This window comes from Fibrobacter sp. UWB3 (assembly GCF_002210405.1).
Classification (GTDB): Bacteria; Fibrobacterota; Fibrobacteria; order Fibrobacterales; family Fibrobacteraceae; genus Fibrobacter.
Window position 1 is genome coordinate 284,048 of the sequence record NZ_MWQJ01000002.1, and the last position, 17,723, is coordinate 301,770.

Sequence of the window (17,723 nt, forward strand, 5' to 3'; positions counted from 1 at the left end):
TTATACTATTTTAGTAGGTAACATGGAGGTTCTAAAATGAAGGTCATCTTGTTTAATGGCAGCCGTCGTGAAAATGGCTGCACTTATACAGCTCTGAACATCGTCGCAAACCAGCTCAAGGCCGCTGGAATCGAGACGAAAATCGTGTTTGTCGGTGGGCGAGTGCTCAAGGGCGAGGTGAACGAAGTTGTCCACGAAGCCAAGGAACTCTTGGAAACGGCGGACGGCGTTGTTTACGGTTCTCCGGTTTATTACGCCTCTCCGAGTGGCGAAATGCTGATGTTCCTCGATCGCCTTTACGGTATCGCAGAAGCAAATCTGTTGTTCAAGCCGGCAGCAAACGTGGTTTCCGCACGCCGTGCAGGGACGACCGCAACTCTCGATGTGCTCAATAAGTACCCGACCTATGCGCAACAGCCGCTCGTGACTTCGCGCTATTGGAACATGGTCCATGGTTCTAATCCAGAAGATGTGCTGAAGGACGAAGAAGGCGTGCAGATTATGAAAGAACTGGGCCGCAATATGGCATGGCTCCTCAAGAGCATTGATGCGGGCAAGCAGGCGGGCGTGACGCAGCCTGACGCCAAGCAGAAAGTCTATACGAACTTCATACGATAGAAACTTCGCGAGACTCCGCGTTGTTTCGAAAAGTCGCGCGGCACGTTTAATTACGAGATGCCGCGCTGATTCGAGATGCTGCCGGGGAATGCCATTGAAAAATGTGCACGACCTGTCATACCTACGACTTGTCATGCCCGACTTGGATTCTGTCATGCCCCACTTGATGGGGCATCTCCTTTTTGATAGAAAAATACCGCGCAATTTTCTATATTGCGCCGCAAATGAATACGCTATTGAATTTCGACAGCGAGCATTTGTGGCACCCGTATGCTGCGCTGAAAAATACTCCCGCAAGATTCCTTGCAAAGTCGGCTCACGGAACGACGATTGAAACCGCCGACGGATTGAAACTGATTGATGCCGTATCGAGCTGGTGGTGCATGGCTCACGGGCATAACGCTCCTGAAATTGTTGAAGCGATTCGCAAGCAAAGCGAAAAGATGTGCCACGTGATGTTCGGCGGTTTTACGCACGAGCCTGCAATTGAACTTGGCGAAAAGTTGGTGAACTTTTTGCCCGAAGGCTTGAACAAGATTTTCTTTGCTGATTCGGGAAGCATCGCCGTGGAATGCGCCGCCAAGATGGCGGTGCAGTACCAGCATTCGCTGGGTCGCCCGGAGCGCTGTAAGTTGGTCGCCTTGAAGGGCGGCTACCACGGCGATACTGCAGGTGCAATGGCTTTGAGCGATCCTGACGGCATGCATGTGCTTTTCCGCGGAATCATGCCGCATCATTACTTTGCGGAACGCCCGAATTGCCGTTTTGATAGCGCTTGGGACGATAGCGATTTTGCATCGATGGAATGCGTTGTCGAAGAGCATAAAAATGAAATTGCGGCTGTCATTTGCGAGCCTGTTTTCCAAGGCGGAAATGGCATGTGGCTTTACAATGCTGGCTACCTCAAGCGCCTCCGCGAGCTTTGCGACCGCTATGGCATCTTGCTTATTTTGGATGAAATTGCGTCTGGATTTTATCGCACGGGCCCGCGATTTGCGATGATGCATACCGCAACACAGGATTGCGCCGACTTTATAAAGCCGGACATTATGTGCATCGGCAAGGCGCTTACGGGCGGTAGCATTACGATGGCGGCTTGTGTCGCATCCGAGAAAGTTGCCGACACGATTACAAATAGCAAGATTCCTGCATTTATGCATGGCCCGACGTACATGGCAAACCCGCTAGCGTGCGCGGCTGGGATTGCTTCGCTTTCGCTGTTTGAAAGTCGCGATTATGCATCAAGCGTGGCGCGTATTGAAAAGCGCTTGAAAGCGAATTTGGAACCGCTACGTTCGCTCGAAAATGCGGCGGACGTGCGTGTGCTCGGTGCAATTGGCGTTTTGGAACTTAAGGCAAAGCCAAGTGCAGACGATATCTTGCGCGTGATTCGCGAAACTGGCGTGTGGCTACGTCCGTTCTGCAATTACGTCTATACGATGCCGCCGTTCATCACGAGCGATGCTGAAGTGGACCGCATTTGCGAAGCGATTAAGATGATTGGAGAATGCGAACCCGCGCCGATTGTGGATGGCGAAGACGAATTCCACGAGTAAATACAACTTAAATTTTTTCTTCAAACGGAACTAAGGTCACACAGTTCCGTTTTTTCTTTGATACGTAAAGCGCCTTGTCGGCAAAGGAGAGCATGTCTGAAACAATTCCGTCTCCGAATGTTCCGCCAAAGCTCATCGTCAACTTTACATCTGGGTAATCTTGCAGTTTAATTTTTTCTGCCCGAGCGCGCATCTGTTCAAGTCTGTTTCTCAGCACTTCATGAGTAATACCCTTGAACGAGATTAAAAATTCGTCGCCACCATAACGTACTACGCGGTCTAAATTACGAACAGATGAACTCAATATCGATGCTACGGCGGCAAGGGCTGCATCACCACACTGGTGGCCGTAATTGTCATTAACATCTTTGAAAAAGTCAATATCAGCCATTACGACGGCTTGACTATTACGCGATGATAGTTTATCATCAAAATACTTGCGGTTCATCACTTGAGTCAACGAATCTCTGTAGATTTTATCGTTTATTTCTGTGATTTCGTTATTTTTGTCGGTGAAACCGAACACGGTTGTTTCTTCGCCGGTTCGCACAATTTTCATTTCAACATATTGGCCGACTTCGTTGTGGAAAATTTTTGACAAACTATTGCCGACTGGCAAGTATTCCTTAATATAGGACTCATCAGCCACTTCTCGGATACTTTTTCGATCCTCTTCGTGTACAGCCGTATTGATAAGTTTTTCAACAAGGATCTTGAACGGAGGCGGTTCTTTCATGAAGCCAAGAGCACTTTTGACTCGATCGCTTGTGCGGAAAAATTCCACCTTTTCTGTGACAAAATCAACTCCGACTACAGAGGCGTATCCGTTCATGAGCGCATTTATCATATTTTGTTGTTTGCGGTTCTGCTCCAAGAGCTCTTTCTCTTGTTCCAGCTTTGTCATTTGCGCATTCACGTTTTCGACAACGTACAGGACTCGACGTAGTGGCTTGTCATCACCAACGCGTACAAACATCGCCTTACTCCAGCCGTGAATCTTTCCGTGAAAAATTTCGGAAATAACATTTGCATTCTTCATGCGTTCCGACAATGTTGAAAGGATCGTAAAATTCTTGATGGTTGAAACGCTTTCTGGGCATGCAAGGTTCACCATGATATTGGTAATACTATCCTGTAGGGTGCTGCCGCATTTCATGAACTTATCGATGAATTCGTTGGTCTTGATAGGAAACGCAGTGTTATTCTCAAGATCAAGTACATGCATTGAAATGTACAGCTCAGATGTGGCGTAAGTTATAGCTGTGAAAAACTCCGCAGAGTCCACAGGAAAGTCCGCTATAAAATTTTTGCAATCACCCATATCAGTTACCAAGAAAAGTCATTACTCCCGTTACTAGTAAAAATATATTCATTTCAATGAAAAAATAAAGACCTTTTTTCTAAATTGTGGCGCGTAAAAGAAGGCTCTTATGGATTACTACAGTTTAAAAATGCGAGCCTCGCAGCATGTTGGCGAAGGCGAAAACTCCCATGAACAGCATATTTCCGGTGCTGAACGTATTGTTGGTCGTGATTCCGTGGAAACTGTCTGTGCGGCGATGGTGCGCCGTGCGATGAATCATTCCAAAGGCGACCCGGATTTTATCAATGTGAAAATTGAAAAGGTTCACGAAAGCGATATTCAGGTCTTGAAATCGCTCCCTGTAACGCGCGTAGATGTAGAAACGTGGCAGAAAGGCTTGGAGAAAGCGTTTGGCTTGATTACTCCGCTGATGGCCCTTCGGCAGGCTCAGGGACCTTGTGATGGCGCAAAAAAATTTAAAGAAAAATTGCAGGATCTTCTGCGCGAGACGTTCCCGATGCGTGGGGCGATGCTTTACGACATTGCGACGGGAAACCGCCTGGAACCAGACCACGAACGCGGTGTACGTGCGACTTACATGGATGCGCTCCATTCGAGCGAAGTCGATGGCTGCAAGAATCATTTTAACGAAGCGATCGTCCTTGCGACCAAGGTGGCGAATGCACCGGGTATGGTGGCAGAATTCTGCGTAAGCGATGACCCGAATTATGTGACAGGCTATGTCGCGAGCAAGGAACTCGGCTATGTGCGCATCATGAAAATGAAGGAAATGGGCGACGAAAACGGAGGCCGCATTTTCTTGTTTGATTCCCGAAAAGCCTCCGCCGAAGAATGCATCGAGTACTTGCAAAAGAAGAAAGTACTCGTGAAAATTCAGAAGTAAAAAATGAACGAACAAATTTTAGACTTTTTCACGAAAGATGCGCTTGAAGCGGCGCGTGCGAACAATACGTACCGCACGTTGCGCCATATCTCGTCGCCAGAAGCATCGCATGTGACGATTGCGGGTAAGGATACGGTTTTGCTCGCTTCGAATTCTTACTTGGATTTGGCGAACGTTTCTGAACTCAAGCAGGCGATGGCGGATGCGGTCCTTGAATGGGGAACGGGGAGTGGTGGCGCTCGCCTCACGACCGGCAACAAGACTCCGCACGATGAACTCGAAGAGTTTATTGCAAAGTTCAAAGGCGAAGAGGCGGCAATTGCTTTTAACACGGGCTACATGGCGAACGTGGGAACGATTTCTGCGTTGTGTAGCAAGAACGATTTTATTTTCAGCGACGAACTGAACCACGCAAGCATCATTGATGGCATTCGCCTTTCGCGTGCAAAATGCTTTGTGTACAAGCACAATGACATGGCCGATTTGGAACGCGCGATTGAAACTGCCAAGGCGGAGTTCTTAGCACAAAGCGCATCGGCAAGCGCCGCTTTAAGTGATGCGGGAAATGCGAAACAAGGTGCGCATCCCTTCCGTGGTCTCATCGTGACGGATGCCGTTTTCAGCATGGATGGCGATTTGGCGAATTTGCCGGAACTCTTGCGGATTGCGAAAGCGCATGGCGTGTTGCTCATGATTGATGAGGCGCATGCCACGGGCGTCCTTGGGCGCACGGGGCGCGGACTTGCGGAACATTACAATTGTGAACATGCCGATGTAACTGTTGGGACTTTGAGCAAGGCCGTGGCCGCCGAAGGCGGCTTTGTCGCCGGCTCCAAGCAGTTGATTGAATTCTTGAAAAACAAGTCTCGCAGTTTTATTTTCACGACAGCGATGGCCCCTGCGGTAGCGGCGGCGGCACTCCGCAATTTGCAGTTCATCGATGCGCACCCGGAACGCGTCCAGCAATTGCGTGACAACGTGAAATTCTTTTGCGATGCTTTGCGCTTGCATGGGTTACAAGTTCCGCAAACGGAATCGGCGATTATCCCGATTATCATTGGGGATGAAGCGAAGGCTTTGCGGATTTCGGAAACGCTCCAGAATGAGGGCGTCTTGATTCCAGCAATCCGTTATCCGACGGTTGCAAAAGGGCAGGCACGCTTACGCGCGAGCCTTATGGCAACACATACTCACGAGGAACTTGCTCTTGCCGCCAAGGAAATTGCAGAAGTTCTCTCCAAGACTTAACTGGATCCTTCACCCCTTCGGGGTTCAGGATGACGACTCGTAAAAACGGATAAACCTATGTTTGAAGAAAAATTGCAAGCTCAAACCTCAGAGTTCGCCAATGGCGAACGACCTCATACCTCAAAGCCCAAAGGTTATTTCGTTACGGCGACGGGTACGGATGTCGGTAAAACTTTTATCACGGGTCTTTTGGTGAAAAAATGGCGCGATTCCGGCATTGACGCGGGCTATTACAAGGCGGCTCTTAGTGGTGCTGAACTCCGTGATGGCAAGTGGATTGCGGGCGACGCTGATTACGTCAAGCGCATTGCAAATCTCCCAGACACGCAAGAACAGCTCGTCAGTTACGTTTACAAAGAGGCTGTTTCGCCGCATCTGGCCGCACAAAAAGAAGGCAATCCCGTTGAACTTTCGAAAGTTCAGGCGGACTTTAACGCAGCCTGCTCCCGCCACGAATTCATCTTTGCCGAAGGTAGCGGGGGAATCATTTGCCCCATCCGCTATGATGACCAGAAAATCTTCCTCGAAGATATCATCAAGACGCTCAAGCTTCCGCTGCTTATCGTAACGACGGCGGCGCTCGGCTCCATCAACGCTTGCGTGCTCACTATAGAATACGCTCGTAGTCGCGGCCTAGATATCCGTGGAATTATCGTGAACCGTTACGGCTGTAGCGGCAATTTTGAAATGGAAGATGACAATATCCGCATGATGCAGGACTTGACAGGGCTTGAAATTCTTGCAAAAGTCAAGGACGGCGACACCGATTTAGGCGTACAGATATTTTAAAGCATGTCCATTTTTAATATTTGAAAAGTGTCATAAAAATTCTATCTTTGACATTAGTCAGTTCGAGACCCATCCTGACTTTAAACAAAACTAGGAGATTTTATGAAAGACGCACTGCTGGTCTTGTCCGGTGGAATGGACAGTGTGACCTTGCTCTACGAACGCGCCGCAGAAATTGCTCTTGCAGTTTCATTCGATTACGGCAGCAATCACAACGACAAAGAAATTCCTTTTGCGCGCATGCATTGCGAAAAACTCGGGATTCCGCACATTACGATTCCGCTCAAGTTCATGCACGATTACTTTACCTCGTCGCTCCTTTCGGGTGCTGACGCTATCCCAGAAGGGACTTACGCCGATGAGAACATGAAATCGACGGTGGTGCCGTTCCGCAATGGCATTATGCTTTCTGTGGCGGCAGGGCTTGCCGAAAGCCGTGACCTCAAGCGCGTGATGATGGCAAACCACTTTGGTGACCATGCGATTTACCCGGACTGCCGCGAAGAATTCGTGAAGAACATGTCGGCGGCGATTTCTGCAGGTACATACGCAAACATCACAATTGATGCTCCGTACACGAACATTTCCAAGGCGGATATCGCTCGCAAGGGTAAGGCTCTTGGCTTGGATTACAGCGAAACTTGGTCTTGCTACAAGGGCGGTAAAATCCATTGCGGCAAGTGCGCAACCTGCTTGGAACGCAAGGCGGCTCTCGCCGAGGCGGGCATCAACGACACAACGGAATACGAGGCGTAATATGTACAGAGTTATCAAGCGTATTGAAATTTCTGGGGCTCACAAGCTCTCGCTCCCGTACGAAAGCAAGTGCCGAGGTCTGCATGGCCATAACTGGATTGTCACGGTGTTCTGTCAGTCCGAAACGCTCGACGAGAACGGAATGGTGGTCGATTTTTCGCACATCAAGGAAATCGTGAAGGGCAAACTCGATCACCAGTTCTTGAACGATGTTGTGGACTTTAATCCGACGGCGGAGAACATGGCTCGCTGGATTTGCGAACAAGTGCCGCATTGCTACAAGGTGCAGGTCCAGGAAAGCGAAGGCAATACCGTCGAGTACGAAGTGTAAGGGTGACTGTGCCGCGGTTTGCGCTGTCATCCTGGAGCGCAGCGATAGGATCCAGTCAAGTTATGGGTGTTTTTATGAAAGTCTCCGAAATTTTTAAGAGTATCGAGGGCGAAGGGATTCGCATGGGGCAGGCGGCGGTGTTCGTGCGTCTGCACGGCTGTAACTTGCGCTGTAGCTATTGCGATTCGATGTATGCGGTCGAAGGTCCCAACTTTAAGCTGATGAGCGTGGGGGAGGTCCTTGCGGCAGTTGAAGCGTATCGCAACGAATCCGGTGTCAAGTGCGTTACGCTCACGGGCGGCGAACCGCTGATTCACGAAAACGTGGGCGAGTTGCTTACTGCATTCAGTGATGCGGGCTTTGAAGTCAACATCGAGACTAACGGCACGGTTCCTTGCAAATGGCAGTTACCGGGGCTGTTCTACACAATGGACTGGAAGTGCAAAAGCAGCGGCATGTCAGCCCGAATGAAGATGGAAAATATCATTTCACTCGGCAAAAATGACGTACTCAAGTTCGTTGTCGGGAGTGTCGAAGACTTGCAAGAAGCGGAAGGCGTTGTCGCGCGACTCTCGCTAACATCTCCAGATAATATGCCGCACATCTTTATTTCGCCTGTATGGGGCGAACTCACCAACGAGCAAATTGTCAATTGGATGGTGAGTAGCAAGGTCATGACGCAAAACAACGCACGCTTCCAAGTGCAACTTCACAAAATCGTGTGGGACCCCGACATGCGCGGGGTATAAAAAACGAGCGGCAAGAGATCTCTTGTCGCTCATTAATAGTTTATCGATTTACTTGTTTTGTGCTAGAAAATCTGATGGCAATATCGCAGGAACAGATGAATTTTTGAAATCGTCTATATTCCACGTTACAATGTAATCTAGTCCGCTTTTAGTTGCACACTGGAATTACAGTAAAGAACTGGCAGAACATTTCAACCAGTTTCAAACGCTGGATAACAGACAAATCCTTCCTGAGGATGTAATAGATGTCGCATAACGAGTGTGCAGAAACAAAACCTTGATATTTTTGTTTGATGCAGTCCGCTATGATTTCTTTGGAATTGGCCGAGAATGGTTCACGACGTTGGACCATATCGAGGATAATATTTGAATCAATTAGCAGATTCATTTAGCATCCCTGCTTTCTTCTCGTTCTTTTTTGAAGTCAATATCACGATTTACAGAACCCGCGATTTCGTCTAGCATTGCCAGACCGACAGAAATGTTCCTTTCGGCTTTTCGTTCTTCCAAAATATTGTCCAGTTTCTGACGAAGGACAATAATCTGAAACAGGGGGAGTTCTTCCACCTGGGTTTCAAGTTCTGCAAATGCTGCGTTTGTCATATCGACCTCCGTTTACCATAATATATTATTCTACTCGTTTGTGCAATACACAATGTAATATGGTATAATTTGTGAAAAGAGGGACGCCCGCTTCTAAATAAAAAAGGCCCCGTTCTTATGAGACTCCGCATTCAACTATCGCATATAGTAACTTATGATGGAGTTGAATGCTCCGCGCTACGAAGGCTACTTAAGAGTAGCCTCCTTCGCTTGGCAGTGAACGTCCTCTTTAAAACAAAACACCCCGCCACTCATCGTGACGGGGCGTTTTTTAATTAATCGTTAACTGATTAGAGGCTAATCAGACCTTCGGTATCCTTGCTCATTGCTTCATAGAATGCGTAACGAGCATCGACTTCCTTCTGGAGGTCGTCGGCGAGTGTCTTGGCGACTTCCGGATTGGTGCGGGTGAGGGCCTTGAAGCGGTTTTCGGTGTAGATGTATTCTGCAACCGGGATTGTCGGCTTCTTGGAGTCGAGGATAAGCGGGGCCTTTCCTTCGGCAGCGAGAGCCGGGTTGTAACGGAGCAGAGTCCAGTAACCGGAATCCACAGCCATCTTCTGGTGCTGAAGCTGGCTGTTGAGATCGAAACCGTGGTTGATGCAGGGGCAGTAGCAGATGATCAGGGACGGACCATTGTGTGCTTCTGCTTCCTGAAGAACCTTGAGGGCCTGAGCGTCGTTTGCGCCGAGGGCGATACGACCCACGTAAACGTTCTTGTAGCTCATGGCGATGAGGCCGAGGTCCTTCTTGCCGGCACGCTTACCAGCGGCGGCGAAGAGGGCGACTGCGCCACGGTTCGTGGCCTTGGAAGCCTGTCCACCGGTGTTGGAGTACACTTCGGTATCGAGGACGCAGATGTTCACGTTTTCACCGGTTGCCATCACGTGGTCGAGACCACCGTAACCGATGTCGTATGCCCAACCGTCACCACCGAAGATCCACACGGACTTCTTCACGAGGTAGTCGGCGAATTCGTCGCGGAGGCTGACGGATGCATCGTCGGTAGCACCGGCGAGAGCGGCCTTAAGGGCGGCAACGTTTTCACGCTGGGCCTTGATGCCGGCTTCATCGTCCTGCTTCTGGGTCGTGAGCTTTTCCTTGAGTTCTGCAGGAACGTTCACGGCTTCGAGGAGGCTCAAAGCCTGCTTGGCATGCTTCGTGATAGCGAGGCGCATACCGAGACCGAATTCAGCGTTGTCTTCGAACAAGCTGTTTGCCCATGCCGGACCGCGGCCTTCCTTGTTCTTTGCCCACGGAGTGGTCGGGAGGTTACCGCCGTAAATGGAGGAGCAACCCGTAGCGTTGGCGACAACCATGCGGTCGCCGAAGAGCTGAGAAACGAGACGCACGTAAGCGGTTTCGCCGCAGCCTGCGCAAGAGCCAGAGAATTCGAACAACGGTTCGAGGAGCATGGCCTGCTTGACGAGGTTCTTGTTGACCTTGGTGCGGTCGAATTCCGGAAGATCGACGAAGAAGTCCCAGCACTTGCCTTGCTGAACCTTGATCGGTTCCTGCGGCACCATGTTGATGGCCTTCTTGGTGGCGTCGGTCTTGTCCTTACCGATACAGGCCTGCGTACAAACGCCGCAACCCGTACAGTCGTAGCTGGACACGGAAATTGCAAATACCGGTTTTTCGGAACCTTCGAGCTTGAAGCCCTTGGCCGGGGTGTACTTGAAGCCTTCCGGAGCGTTCTTCACGGCGGATTCGTCCACAACCTTCATACGGATGGCTGCATGCGGGCAGACCATGGCGCACTTGCCGCACTGCACGCAAGCGTCCGGATTCCAGGACGGGATGTTGAGGGCGAGGTCGCGCTTTTCGTACTTGGTGGTAGCGGTCGGGAACACACCGTCGCAAGGCATCTTGGAAACGGGGAGCTGTTCGCCGTTGCCCTTGATGATTTCTGCGGTGACTTCGTTCACGAACTTCGGAGCGTTGCCGTGAATCGGAGCGCGGAATTCCTTTGTGCTGGTGACAGCGGCCGGAACCTTGACTTCGAAGAGGTTAGCAAGAGAAGCATCGATAGCGTCCCAGTTCTTCTGGACCACTTCCATGCCCTTCTTGGCGTAAGTCTTTTCGGCGTACTTCTTGATGTACTTGATAGCAGTTTCTGCATCGAGCACGTTACCGAGCTTGGAGAAGAAGCAGGTCTGCATCACAGTGTTGATGCGGCGGCCCATGCCGGTCTTTGCGGCAACGGCGTAAGCGTCAATGACGAACACCTTGAGGTGCTTCTTGATGATGGCTTCCTGCACCGGACGCGGGAAGGTATCCCAAACGGTGTCGGCGGAGTGCGGGGTGTTCACGAGGAACGTTGCACCGACCTTGGCATACTTGAGCATGTCGATGGATTCGAGATGCGGAGTATGGTGGCAAGCTACGAAATCAGCTTCGTTTTCGCCAATGAGATACGGGGCGTCGATGATGCTCTTACCAAAGCGGAGGTGAGAGGTGGTCATGGAGCCAGACTTCTTGGAGTCGTAAACGAAGTAGCCCTGAGCGTAGTTGTCGGTTTCGTTACCGATAATCTTGATGGAGTTCTTGTTGGCACCCACGGTACCGTCAGAGCCGAGACCGAAGAACATTGCCTGGAAAAAGTCGCTTTCGAGCTTGAAGTTCGGGTCGATCGTGAGGGAAGTGTGGCAAACGTCGTCGTTGATACCGACGGTGAAGCGAGCCTTCGGTTCAGCCTTGGAGAGTTCGTCGAAGATGGCCTTGACCATAGCCGGCGTGAATTCCTTGGAGGAAAGACCGTAGCGGCCACCGATCATCTTCGGCATAGCCATCTTGCCAGCCATCACTGCTTCGGAAATAGCGGTAAGGGCATCCTGGAAGAGCGGTTCGCCAGCGGAACCCGGTTCCTTGCAGCGGTCGAGGACGGCAATCTTCTTGACAGTCTTCGGGAGAGCGGCAACGACAGCTTCCATCGGGAACGGACGGTAGAGGCGAATGTTCACGAGACCGACCTTTTCGCCCTTCCCGTTGAGGTACTTGACGGTGTCACCGATGGTGCAGGTCGAAGAACCCATGGAAATGATCACGCGGTCAGCGTCAGCGGCACCGACGTAGTCCACGATGTGGTACTGACGGCCAGTGTAGCTAGCAACCTTGTCCATGTACTTCTGGACAATTTCCGGAACCTTTGCATAGAACGGGTTCACCGTTTCGCGGCCCTGGAAGTAAACGTCCGGGTTCTGGGCGGTACCGCGCATAGTCGGGCGGTCCGGTGTGAGGCAGCGTTCACGGCAAGCCTTCACATACTTTTCGTCGATAACGTTACGGATAACGCCGTCTTCGAGAGCTTCGATCTTCATCACTTCGTGAGAAGTGCGGAAGCCGTCAAAGAAGTGCATAAACGGAACGCGGCTTTCGAGAGTAGAAGCGTGGGCCACGAGAGCGAGGTCCTGGCATTCCTGGACGCAGCTGGAGGCGAGCATTGCAAAACCCGTCTGGCGGCAAGCCATAACGTCGGAGTGGTCACCGAAAATGGAAAGGCCCTGCATAGCAAGAGCACGTGCAGTGACGTGGAAGACCGTGGGGGTCAGTTCGCCCGCAATCTTGTACATGTTCGGGATCATCAAGAGAAGACCCTGAGATGCGGTGAAGGTCGTGGTCAAAGCACCGGCCTGCAAAGCACCGTGAACGGTACCGGCAGCGCCACCTTCGGACTGCATTTCAAACACGCGGGGAACCTGTCCCCAAATATTCTTCTTGCCTGCAGCACTCCAGTTGTCGGCGTGCTCAGCCATAGGACTAGACGGTGTAATCGGGTAAATAGCAGCAACTTCGCTAACAGCAAACGCTACGCTAGCGGTGGCTTCGTTACCGTCACACGCAATCATCTTTTTTGCCATGGATATCTCCGTTTTTAGGTTTTTTCGTAAAAAATCTGATCATATACACCTTCGGCGTGCATTACACGCAAGAAGGGCAAAAATCCACGCATAAAATTAAATAAGATTACCCCAAACGGACAACCAATTTTTGAAAAAAGTTTAAAAATTAAGCAGCTTTTGGTTAATCTCGATTTCAAGTCCCGCGTAACTTGGGCCGAACTTTTGGCGAAGCGTGGTCGTAAGGCCATCGGACTTGCCCAAATACGGGTAATTTTTGCGGATTTTAAGCCACGGGGCGCGTTCGTGGATGTTCTGGATGAGCGTTTGCGCAATTTTTACTTCGGCAGGTCGGCTCGGGTCATAGAGAATCCCGACATCGGCATCGCGCTCGATACCATTTAATATAGGCGTAAAGCTATGAATACCGAGGTGGATGACCTTGAGCGGCGCTTCCTTAGGTGCATTTTTCTCATTTTTGCGCGCTCTCGCAGGAATTTCACTCGCGACAAATTTTTCAATTTTCTCACGGTACTTTTCCCAAAGGCTCAGCATGTGCGATTTTACAGAGCTTGGTAATCCGACGGTGTACTCCGAAAAGAACGTCTTGTTGGTCGCACTGCGGTTCATGTCGACCACGAGTCTTGTAAATCGGCTAGAGCAATGGAAGTCGGGCTTTAAACGTTTTACAAGAATTGAAAATACTTTGTATGCGCCAATGTCGTAAGCGCGGTGGGAGGTGAGAATGTCATCGGGAATCTTTGAATCGCGGAGCGCGCGCAGGACGAAATCCGGCACAGCGTTGCTCGCATGTTCGCAGGTAATCATCAGTGCCGGAGCTTTCATTACTTTTTCTCCACAACAAGAATATTTCCGTCATAAGTCATGACACCCAGCAAAATGCTGTGAATCAGACGGAACTTGTCCACTTTATAATAAGGACCGTTTGCCATCGGGTTTGTACAATCAGGGTCAGCGACCATGAACTGCTTCTTTTCATCGAGTCCGTAAAGCACTACGAAATGCCCCATCGGCTCGCCGTGGATATCGTCAAAGACGGACTGGTCTTTTTCGTTTGTGTATTCGCGAGGGGAACGATAAAGATAGGTGGCGCTGAGGCCGCAAAGCACTGGAATGCCTCGCTTGAAATAGCTTTCGAACATGCTTGCGCGAAGGTCTGCGGTAGCGACTGTTCCGCCAAGGTCAATGAATCTGATATAGGCATCAATTGCTTTTTTGAGCTTGGGGGCGTGTTTTGCCTTGTGCAAAGCGACCAGTTTCTCGCGGAGCTCGGGCATCTTGAGCTTGCTCCACGTCGGGTCAAAAATCTTTAAATTGTAAGAATAAATGGTAGCCTTGAATCCGCGCTTGAGGGCGTCGATACCAAGGAAAACGCCTAGCGTGCCACCTTCTTCCAAAAATTCGATTTCGGAAATGAGCTTTTTAAGGGGAATGTTATAGCCAAGATAAGAGTAAACAGCGTGTAGGCTAGTCGGTCCGCACGTAACATCGTCTGGCTGAGGGAGTATTTTCAAATCCATCGAGTGCCTCGTTATTAACCGTGGCGGTTTGTTCATCAAATCGTCAATCCGCACGCAAATATAGAAAAATTTTGTTGGGCTTACAGCCCAAAGCCCTTTTTGAAAAAGTCAAAAAAGAACTTTATGCGGGCGGGGCCCCAGCTCGGAGTTGACGCCTACGGCGTCAGCGGCTTCACTCGGTCATGTTCGCCAGCAAGCTGTCGCCCGCGACTCTCGTTTTGCACGCTACTGCGAAGGAATAGCCTTGGCCGACGCTATTTCTTGTTACGAGATTTTTTGATTAGTGTATTAGTTTAATGTAATTAGTTATTTTTTTTATTAGTATGAGAGATTTTTTAGGGGCTTTCGTTTCTGTCTTTTTTGCAATCGCGTTTTGGGCGTGTTCGGATTCTTCGGTGGGCGCTGGGGACGAGGATTCTCGCGCAGGCATTTTCGTTGACGCTCGCGATTCGCAAAGCTACAAAACCATTGAAATTGGTGGCCTAGTTTGGATGGCTCAAAACTTGAATTATTTTGATGCTTCGGACTCGCTTTACAAAAGAACATCTTGCTATAACGACAGCGCAGAATATTGTGAGAAGCAGGGGAGACTTTACGCCTGGAATGTAGCGATGGTCGCTTGCCCGGAAGGTTGGAAAATTCCATCAAAATCTGATTTTGATGGCTTGATTGAAGCTGTAGGCGGTTTTGATTTTGCCGCCGATTCCTTGATGTCATTGGACTTTGTATCAGAAGTTGGTGGCGGTTACCATTTCTTGGAGTACTATAATTATTTTGACGAATACGCCTATTTTTGGACGACAGACGAGGTCCGTGCAAATTACGCCCGCACTGTAATGCTCGAAAAAGACCGCTCTAGCGTATCGTACGATGAAACCTACGAAGAATTTACCCTCTCCGTCAGATGTGTGAGGAAATAAAAATGCGACTTTGGCTTTATACTTGTCCTGATGATTTTGCCGCAGAACATGACGATATCGAAGAAATGTTTCGCCGAGGCTTAACCCGTTTGATTCTTGACAAGCGCGGGCGAGGTGGCAATGCACGCGCGACTTTCAACGATTATGACCGTTGGCTGCTTGGCCTCCCGATGGAATTGCGCGACCGCATCTGGGTGCGTGGAACGCCAGACATGGCCGAAGAGCTTGATGTTCGCGGTTGCGTCTGCGATGCACAAAGTTTCATGGGCGAGGTCCCTGAAAGCTGGAAACGCATCAACTGTGTCGCCCTTTGCAAAAATGCGGAAGAAGCCGAAAAGCTCCCGGAATGGGTGGCGGGCGCTCTTGTTGGCCCGATTATGCAACCGCTTTCGGCGATTGAACCAGTCGAAACTCTAGGAACATCTTTAAGCATAAACGCAAAAGCCTCCCTCATTTTATGGGGAGGCGTCGATATGGATACGATTGACGATTTCAAGAAGTTGTCGCCAGCCGGCATCGCTTCGCTCGGTGGCGTCTGGAATTACGCCGACCCCGTGAATGCGTTTATAAAGCTTAATAGGGTTGTTACAGGAATCTGATTTTACTGGATCCTTCCCCCTGCGGGGTCAGGATGACGCGTTCGCGTCATCTCACCACAAACATTCCGTTTTTCGGTTTGCTTTTGAGCCTGTTACCGAGTAAATCAAAATAGATGGGGTTGCGTTTTAAATGTAAATCCCTGCTGCTTTCGCGGGTGCGTTTTCCAATTGCAGTCGTTGTCGAATCTGGTTCTTTGTACGGATGGTCCGGATCGTCTACGACAATTTTGATTTTAGCAACATTCTTGCAGCCTGTTTCGTTTGTGTACGTCACTGTGTAATAGCCGCTCTTGGTACCATCCAGATTCTTAAGCGTGTTTTCTCGGGTTGTGGACTTGAATCCGTCTGGACCTTCCCAGCTCCAAATTTTGCCATCCCACGGGTGCGGGCCAAGTTGCACTGTTGCGCCCTTGGCGACTTTCAAATCGGTTGTTTCTTTCCAACCGTCATCGCCAACTTTTACGTACGGGATAATCTTTGTCGGGCTGCACGGACCTACGACTTTCTTGCCGTCGCATACGCCAATGGAATCAGGAATTTCAATCACCTTCGGTTCGAAATCTGGCGTGGGGAAGACCTTCATGAGTGCTGCTGTTTCTTGTGCGGTGATCGGAAGGATCGTACCATGGCGGGGTGTGAACGCACCGCTCGTCTTGGTGTTCTGCACGAATTTGAATGTATTGAGGTCCGAGCTAGACGTGAACTGGTAATGCCCATTCACGTAGCAGTCGTACATCAAGACCCAGGAATTTTGGTTGATGAGCTTGAACACTCCTGCCCCTTCGACCGCTTCGGTTGTTTGCTGCAAAGCGCCGGTTCTGTTGTACCACGTTGGCCCCTTAGTCCCATTTTCGGAGGTGAGAGTCCTTGCTTGCACCTTGCAGATGCCGCCGTCGCCTTCGTTCTTGTAGAACCCGTGGTAGAGCTTGTCCACTGGGTTGTAGACGATGTCCATGTCGATGGTGGATTTGCCGCGGTCAAAGAAGTGCTTCGGGTCGCCTTCGAGGTCGGTAAAGTCTTCGTTAGCGTAGTTGAAGAACACTTGGTCGTAAGAGATGGTCCCGTCGTTAGTCAAAAGCGAATAATATACGAGCGGGCGGCCTTTGCTCCCGTCCTTGTTTTCGTAATTTTCGTCCCAGATTGTTTCTGGAGCCCAAACTCGGGTCACGTTCGCGAAGTTCTTGCCTTTGTATTTTTCCGGGAAATGCACTGTGCTGTGCTTCCAGTTGATGAGGTCACGGGACTTCATCAGCACCATGCCGCGATTACTAGCCCAGCCTTCAGCGCTCTTCATGTCGGTATTGACCATGTAGAACCAGCCGTCCGGTGCGCGGAGCACGTGGGGGTCGCGGAGCCCTTTCTTGATACTCACGGAGTCGGCGGCAACGACGCGTTTGCCGTTATTCATCGGGGTGAAGTTGTATCCGTCGTTACTGAGGGCGTAATAGATGTTTTCGTCGTTATTGGCGGGGAAGTAAGCGAAAAGGTAGTTGGAATAAGGCTCGAATCCGTGGATGGAAACCTTGTTCTTTACAACTTGTTTTTTATCGCTCAAGTAGTCTTGCACGGTCGCCGTGAGCGTGACTTCTTTGTTTTCGCCGACAAAACGACCATTGATGTGTCCATCATGGGTGAGGAACAGCGTATCGCTGCTTTCCCAGGTGATTGCAAAGGATTCCCCGCCCAACTTTATTGTGTCGGGGAGGGTAAGGTCATTATAAAGGTCGTTGATTATGTTGCCAAGGGCCACGCTATCGACAGCTCGATAGAACGGAGTGATATCGACAATTTCATCGGCTTGAACTGTGCTAGCCAGAAATGCGCTAGTAAAGAGTACTTTGGTCCATCCCAAACGATTTTTCATAAAAGCTCCAAATTTATACTTCTAATATACTTTCTGCTATGACGAAAATCACTAAATCATGGTGTGGAACCTTTGAGAAATAATCCATAGAGAAAAATAAGAC

At 50.0% G+C, this 17,723-nt stretch carries 17 protein-coding genes; 10 read left to right on the top strand and 7 right to left on the bottom strand.

What is annotated here, in order from left to right; all coding sequences use genetic code 11:
* Nucleotides 1-36 precede the first annotated feature (36 nt).
* Entirely contained in the window at nucleotides 37-618 is a 582-nt protein-coding gene (locus B7991_RS03780; RefSeq protein ID WP_014545064.1) for a flavodoxin family protein, read from the top strand.
* A 224-nt stretch (nucleotides 619-842) separates the two neighbouring features.
* Nucleotides 843-2,174, top strand: a complete 1,332-nt coding sequence (gene bioA / locus B7991_RS03785; RefSeq protein WP_088629761.1) for an adenosylmethionine--8-amino-7-oxononanoate transaminase — start codon at nucleotides 843-845, stop codon at nucleotides 2,172-2,174.
* Nucleotides 2,175-2,181: 7 nt separating this feature from the next.
* Here the strand turns inward: bioA and B7991_RS03790 are convergent, their stop codons facing one another.
* Nucleotides 2,182-3,495: a GGDEF domain-containing protein gene (locus tag B7991_RS03790; protein WP_088629662.1), complete on the bottom strand. Its 1,314-nt coding sequence runs from the start codon at nucleotides 3,493-3,495 to the stop codon at nucleotides 2,182-2,184.
* A 109-nt stretch (nucleotides 3,496-3,604) separates the two neighbouring features.
* Between B7991_RS03790 and B7991_RS03795 the strand changes: the two genes are divergently transcribed.
* From B7991_RS03795 to B7991_RS03820, 6 genes are all read left to right on the top strand, one after another.
* Nucleotides 3,605-4,381, top strand: coding sequence for a 6-carboxyhexanoate--CoA ligase (locus B7991_RS03795; protein WP_088629663.1), 777 nt, complete (start codon nucleotides 3,605-3,607; stop codon nucleotides 4,379-4,381).
* Between the two features lie 3 nt (nucleotides 4,382-4,384).
* A complete protein-coding gene (locus B7991_RS03800) occupies nucleotides 4,385-5,629 on the top strand; it encodes an 8-amino-7-oxononanoate synthase (protein WP_088629664.1) in 1,245 nt (414 codons plus the stop codon).
* Between the two features lie 57 nt (nucleotides 5,630-5,686).
* Complete coding sequence (gene bioD / locus B7991_RS03805) at nucleotides 5,687-6,418, top strand: dethiobiotin synthase (RefSeq protein ID WP_235002980.1); 732 nt, start codon at nucleotides 5,687-5,689, stop codon at nucleotides 6,416-6,418.
* Between the two features lie 102 nt (nucleotides 6,419-6,520).
* Nucleotides 6,521-7,174 (top strand): 7-cyano-7-deazaguanine synthase QueC, encoded by a 654-nt coding sequence (gene queC, locus B7991_RS03810; protein ID WP_088629665.1) that lies wholly within the window; start codon nucleotides 6,521-6,523, stop codon nucleotides 7,172-7,174.
* Between the two features lies 1 nt (nucleotide 7,175).
* Nucleotides 7,176-7,505 carry a 6-carboxytetrahydropterin synthase QueD gene (gene queD, locus B7991_RS03815; protein ID WP_088629666.1) on the top strand — a complete coding sequence of 110 codons (330 nt, stop codon included), beginning with the start codon at nucleotides 7,176-7,178 and terminating at the stop codon, nucleotides 7,503-7,505.
* 74 nt (nucleotides 7,506-7,579) lie between these two features.
* Nucleotides 7,580-8,254: a radical SAM protein gene (locus B7991_RS03820; RefSeq protein ID WP_088629763.1), complete on the top strand. Its 675-nt coding sequence runs from the start codon at nucleotides 7,580-7,582 to the stop codon at nucleotides 8,252-8,254.
* 148 nt (nucleotides 8,255-8,402) lie between these two features.
* Here B7991_RS03820 and B7991_RS03825 read toward each other — a convergent pair whose 3' ends face one another.
* From B7991_RS03825 to B7991_RS03845, 5 genes are all read right to left on the bottom strand, one after another.
* Entirely contained in the window at nucleotides 8,403-8,642 is a 240-nt protein-coding gene (locus B7991_RS03825) for a PIN domain-containing protein (protein ID WP_088629667.1), read from the bottom strand.
* A complete protein-coding gene (locus B7991_RS03830) occupies nucleotides 8,639-8,857 on the bottom strand; it encodes a hypothetical protein (protein ID WP_088629668.1) in 219 nt (72 codons plus the stop codon). The genes B7991_RS03825 and B7991_RS03830 overlap by 4 nt, the downstream gene beginning before the upstream one ends.
* 290 nt (nucleotides 8,858-9,147) lie before the next feature.
* Nucleotides 9,148-12,717 (bottom strand): pyruvate:ferredoxin (flavodoxin) oxidoreductase, encoded by a 3,570-nt coding sequence (nifJ, locus tag B7991_RS03835; RefSeq protein WP_088629669.1) that lies wholly within the window; start codon nucleotides 12,715-12,717, stop codon nucleotides 9,148-9,150.
* A gap of 141 nt (nucleotides 12,718-12,858) precedes the next feature.
* Nucleotides 12,859-13,542, bottom strand: coding sequence for an N-formylglutamate amidohydrolase (locus B7991_RS03840; RefSeq protein WP_088629670.1), 684 nt, complete (start codon nucleotides 13,540-13,542; stop codon nucleotides 12,859-12,861).
* Complete coding sequence (locus B7991_RS03845) at nucleotides 13,542-14,237, bottom strand: hypothetical protein (protein WP_015732445.1); 696 nt, start codon at nucleotides 14,235-14,237, stop codon at nucleotides 13,542-13,544. The genes B7991_RS03840 and B7991_RS03845 overlap by 1 nt, the downstream gene beginning before the upstream one ends.
* Before the next feature lie 323 nt (nucleotides 14,238-14,560).
* On the opposite strand from B7991_RS03845, the gene B7991_RS03850 reads away from it, so the two are divergent.
* Together B7991_RS03850 and B7991_RS03855 are read left to right on the top strand one after the other, a co-directional pair.
* The gene (locus B7991_RS03850; protein WP_088629671.1) at nucleotides 14,561-15,157 is read left to right on the top strand and encodes an FISUMP domain-containing protein; all 597 of its coding nucleotides are present in this window, start codon (nucleotides 14,561-14,563) and stop codon (nucleotides 15,155-15,157) included.
* 2 nt (nucleotides 15,158-15,159) lie between these two features.
* A complete protein-coding gene (locus tag B7991_RS03855) occupies nucleotides 15,160-15,756 on the top strand; it encodes a hypothetical protein (RefSeq protein ID WP_088629672.1) in 597 nt (198 codons plus the stop codon).
* A gap of 46 nt (nucleotides 15,757-15,802) precedes the next feature.
* Here B7991_RS03855 and B7991_RS03860 read toward each other — a convergent pair whose 3' ends face one another.
* Nucleotides 15,803-17,620 carry a glycoside hydrolase family 43 protein gene (locus B7991_RS03860; protein WP_088629673.1) on the bottom strand — a complete coding sequence of 606 codons (1,818 nt, stop codon included), beginning with the start codon at nucleotides 17,618-17,620 and terminating at the stop codon, nucleotides 15,803-15,805.
* Nucleotides 17,621-17,723: the final 103 nt, after the last annotated feature.

What these genes read in the sequence shown, in the direction of transcription:
- B7991_RS03830 (WP_088629668.1), bottom strand. Translation starts at nt 8,857, where the DNA reads ATGACAAACGCAGCATTTGCAGAACTTGAAACCCAGGTGGAAGAACTC.
- B7991_RS03820 (WP_088629763.1), top strand. Translation starts at nt 7,580, where the DNA reads ATGAAAGTCTCCGAAATTTTTAAGAGTATCGAGGGCGAAGGGATTCGC.
- B7991_RS03845 (WP_015732445.1), bottom strand. Translation starts at nt 14,237, where the DNA reads ATGGATTTGAAAATACTCCCTCAGCCAGACGATGTTACGTGCGGACCG.
- B7991_RS03795 (WP_088629663.1), top strand. Translation starts at nt 3,605, where the DNA reads ATGGATTACTACAGTTTAAAAATGCGAGCCTCGCAGCATGTTGGCGAA.
- bioA (WP_088629761.1), top strand. Translation starts at nt 843, where the DNA reads ATGAATACGCTATTGAATTTCGACAGCGAGCATTTGTGGCACCCGTAT.
- B7991_RS03780 (WP_014545064.1), top strand. Translation starts at nt 37, where the DNA reads ATGAAGGTCATCTTGTTTAATGGCAGCCGTCGTGAAAATGGCTGCACT.
- B7991_RS03860 (WP_088629673.1), bottom strand. Translation starts at nt 17,620, where the DNA reads ATGAAAAATCGTTTGGGATGGACCAAAGTACTCTTTACTAGCGCATTT.
- bioD (WP_235002980.1), top strand. Translation starts at nt 5,687, where the DNA reads ATGTTTGAAGAAAAATTGCAAGCTCAAACCTCAGAGTTCGCCAATGGC.
- B7991_RS03850 (WP_088629671.1), top strand. Translation starts at nt 14,561, where the DNA reads ATGAGAGATTTTTTAGGGGCTTTCGTTTCTGTCTTTTTTGCAATCGCG.
- B7991_RS03840 (WP_088629670.1), bottom strand. Translation starts at nt 13,542, where the DNA reads ATGAAAGCTCCGGCACTGATGATTACCTGCGAACATGCGAGCAACGCT.
- queD (WP_088629666.1), top strand. Translation starts at nt 7,176, where the DNA reads ATGTACAGAGTTATCAAGCGTATTGAAATTTCTGGGGCTCACAAGCTC.
- B7991_RS03825 (WP_088629667.1), bottom strand. Translation starts at nt 8,642, where the DNA reads ATGAATCTGCTAATTGATTCAAATATTATCCTCGATATGGTCCAACGT.
- B7991_RS03855 (WP_088629672.1), top strand. Translation starts at nt 15,160, where the DNA reads ATGCGACTTTGGCTTTATACTTGTCCTGATGATTTTGCCGCAGAACAT.
- queC (WP_088629665.1), top strand. Translation starts at nt 6,521, where the DNA reads ATGAAAGACGCACTGCTGGTCTTGTCCGGTGGAATGGACAGTGTGACC.
- B7991_RS03800 (WP_088629664.1), top strand. Translation starts at nt 4,385, where the DNA reads ATGAACGAACAAATTTTAGACTTTTTCACGAAAGATGCGCTTGAAGCG.
- nifJ (WP_088629669.1), bottom strand. Translation starts at nt 12,717, where the DNA reads ATGGCAAAAAAGATGATTGCGTGTGACGGTAACGAAGCCACCGCTAGC.
- B7991_RS03790 (WP_088629662.1), bottom strand. Translation starts at nt 3,495, where the DNA reads ATGGGTGATTGCAAAAATTTTATAGCGGACTTTCCTGTGGACTCTGCG.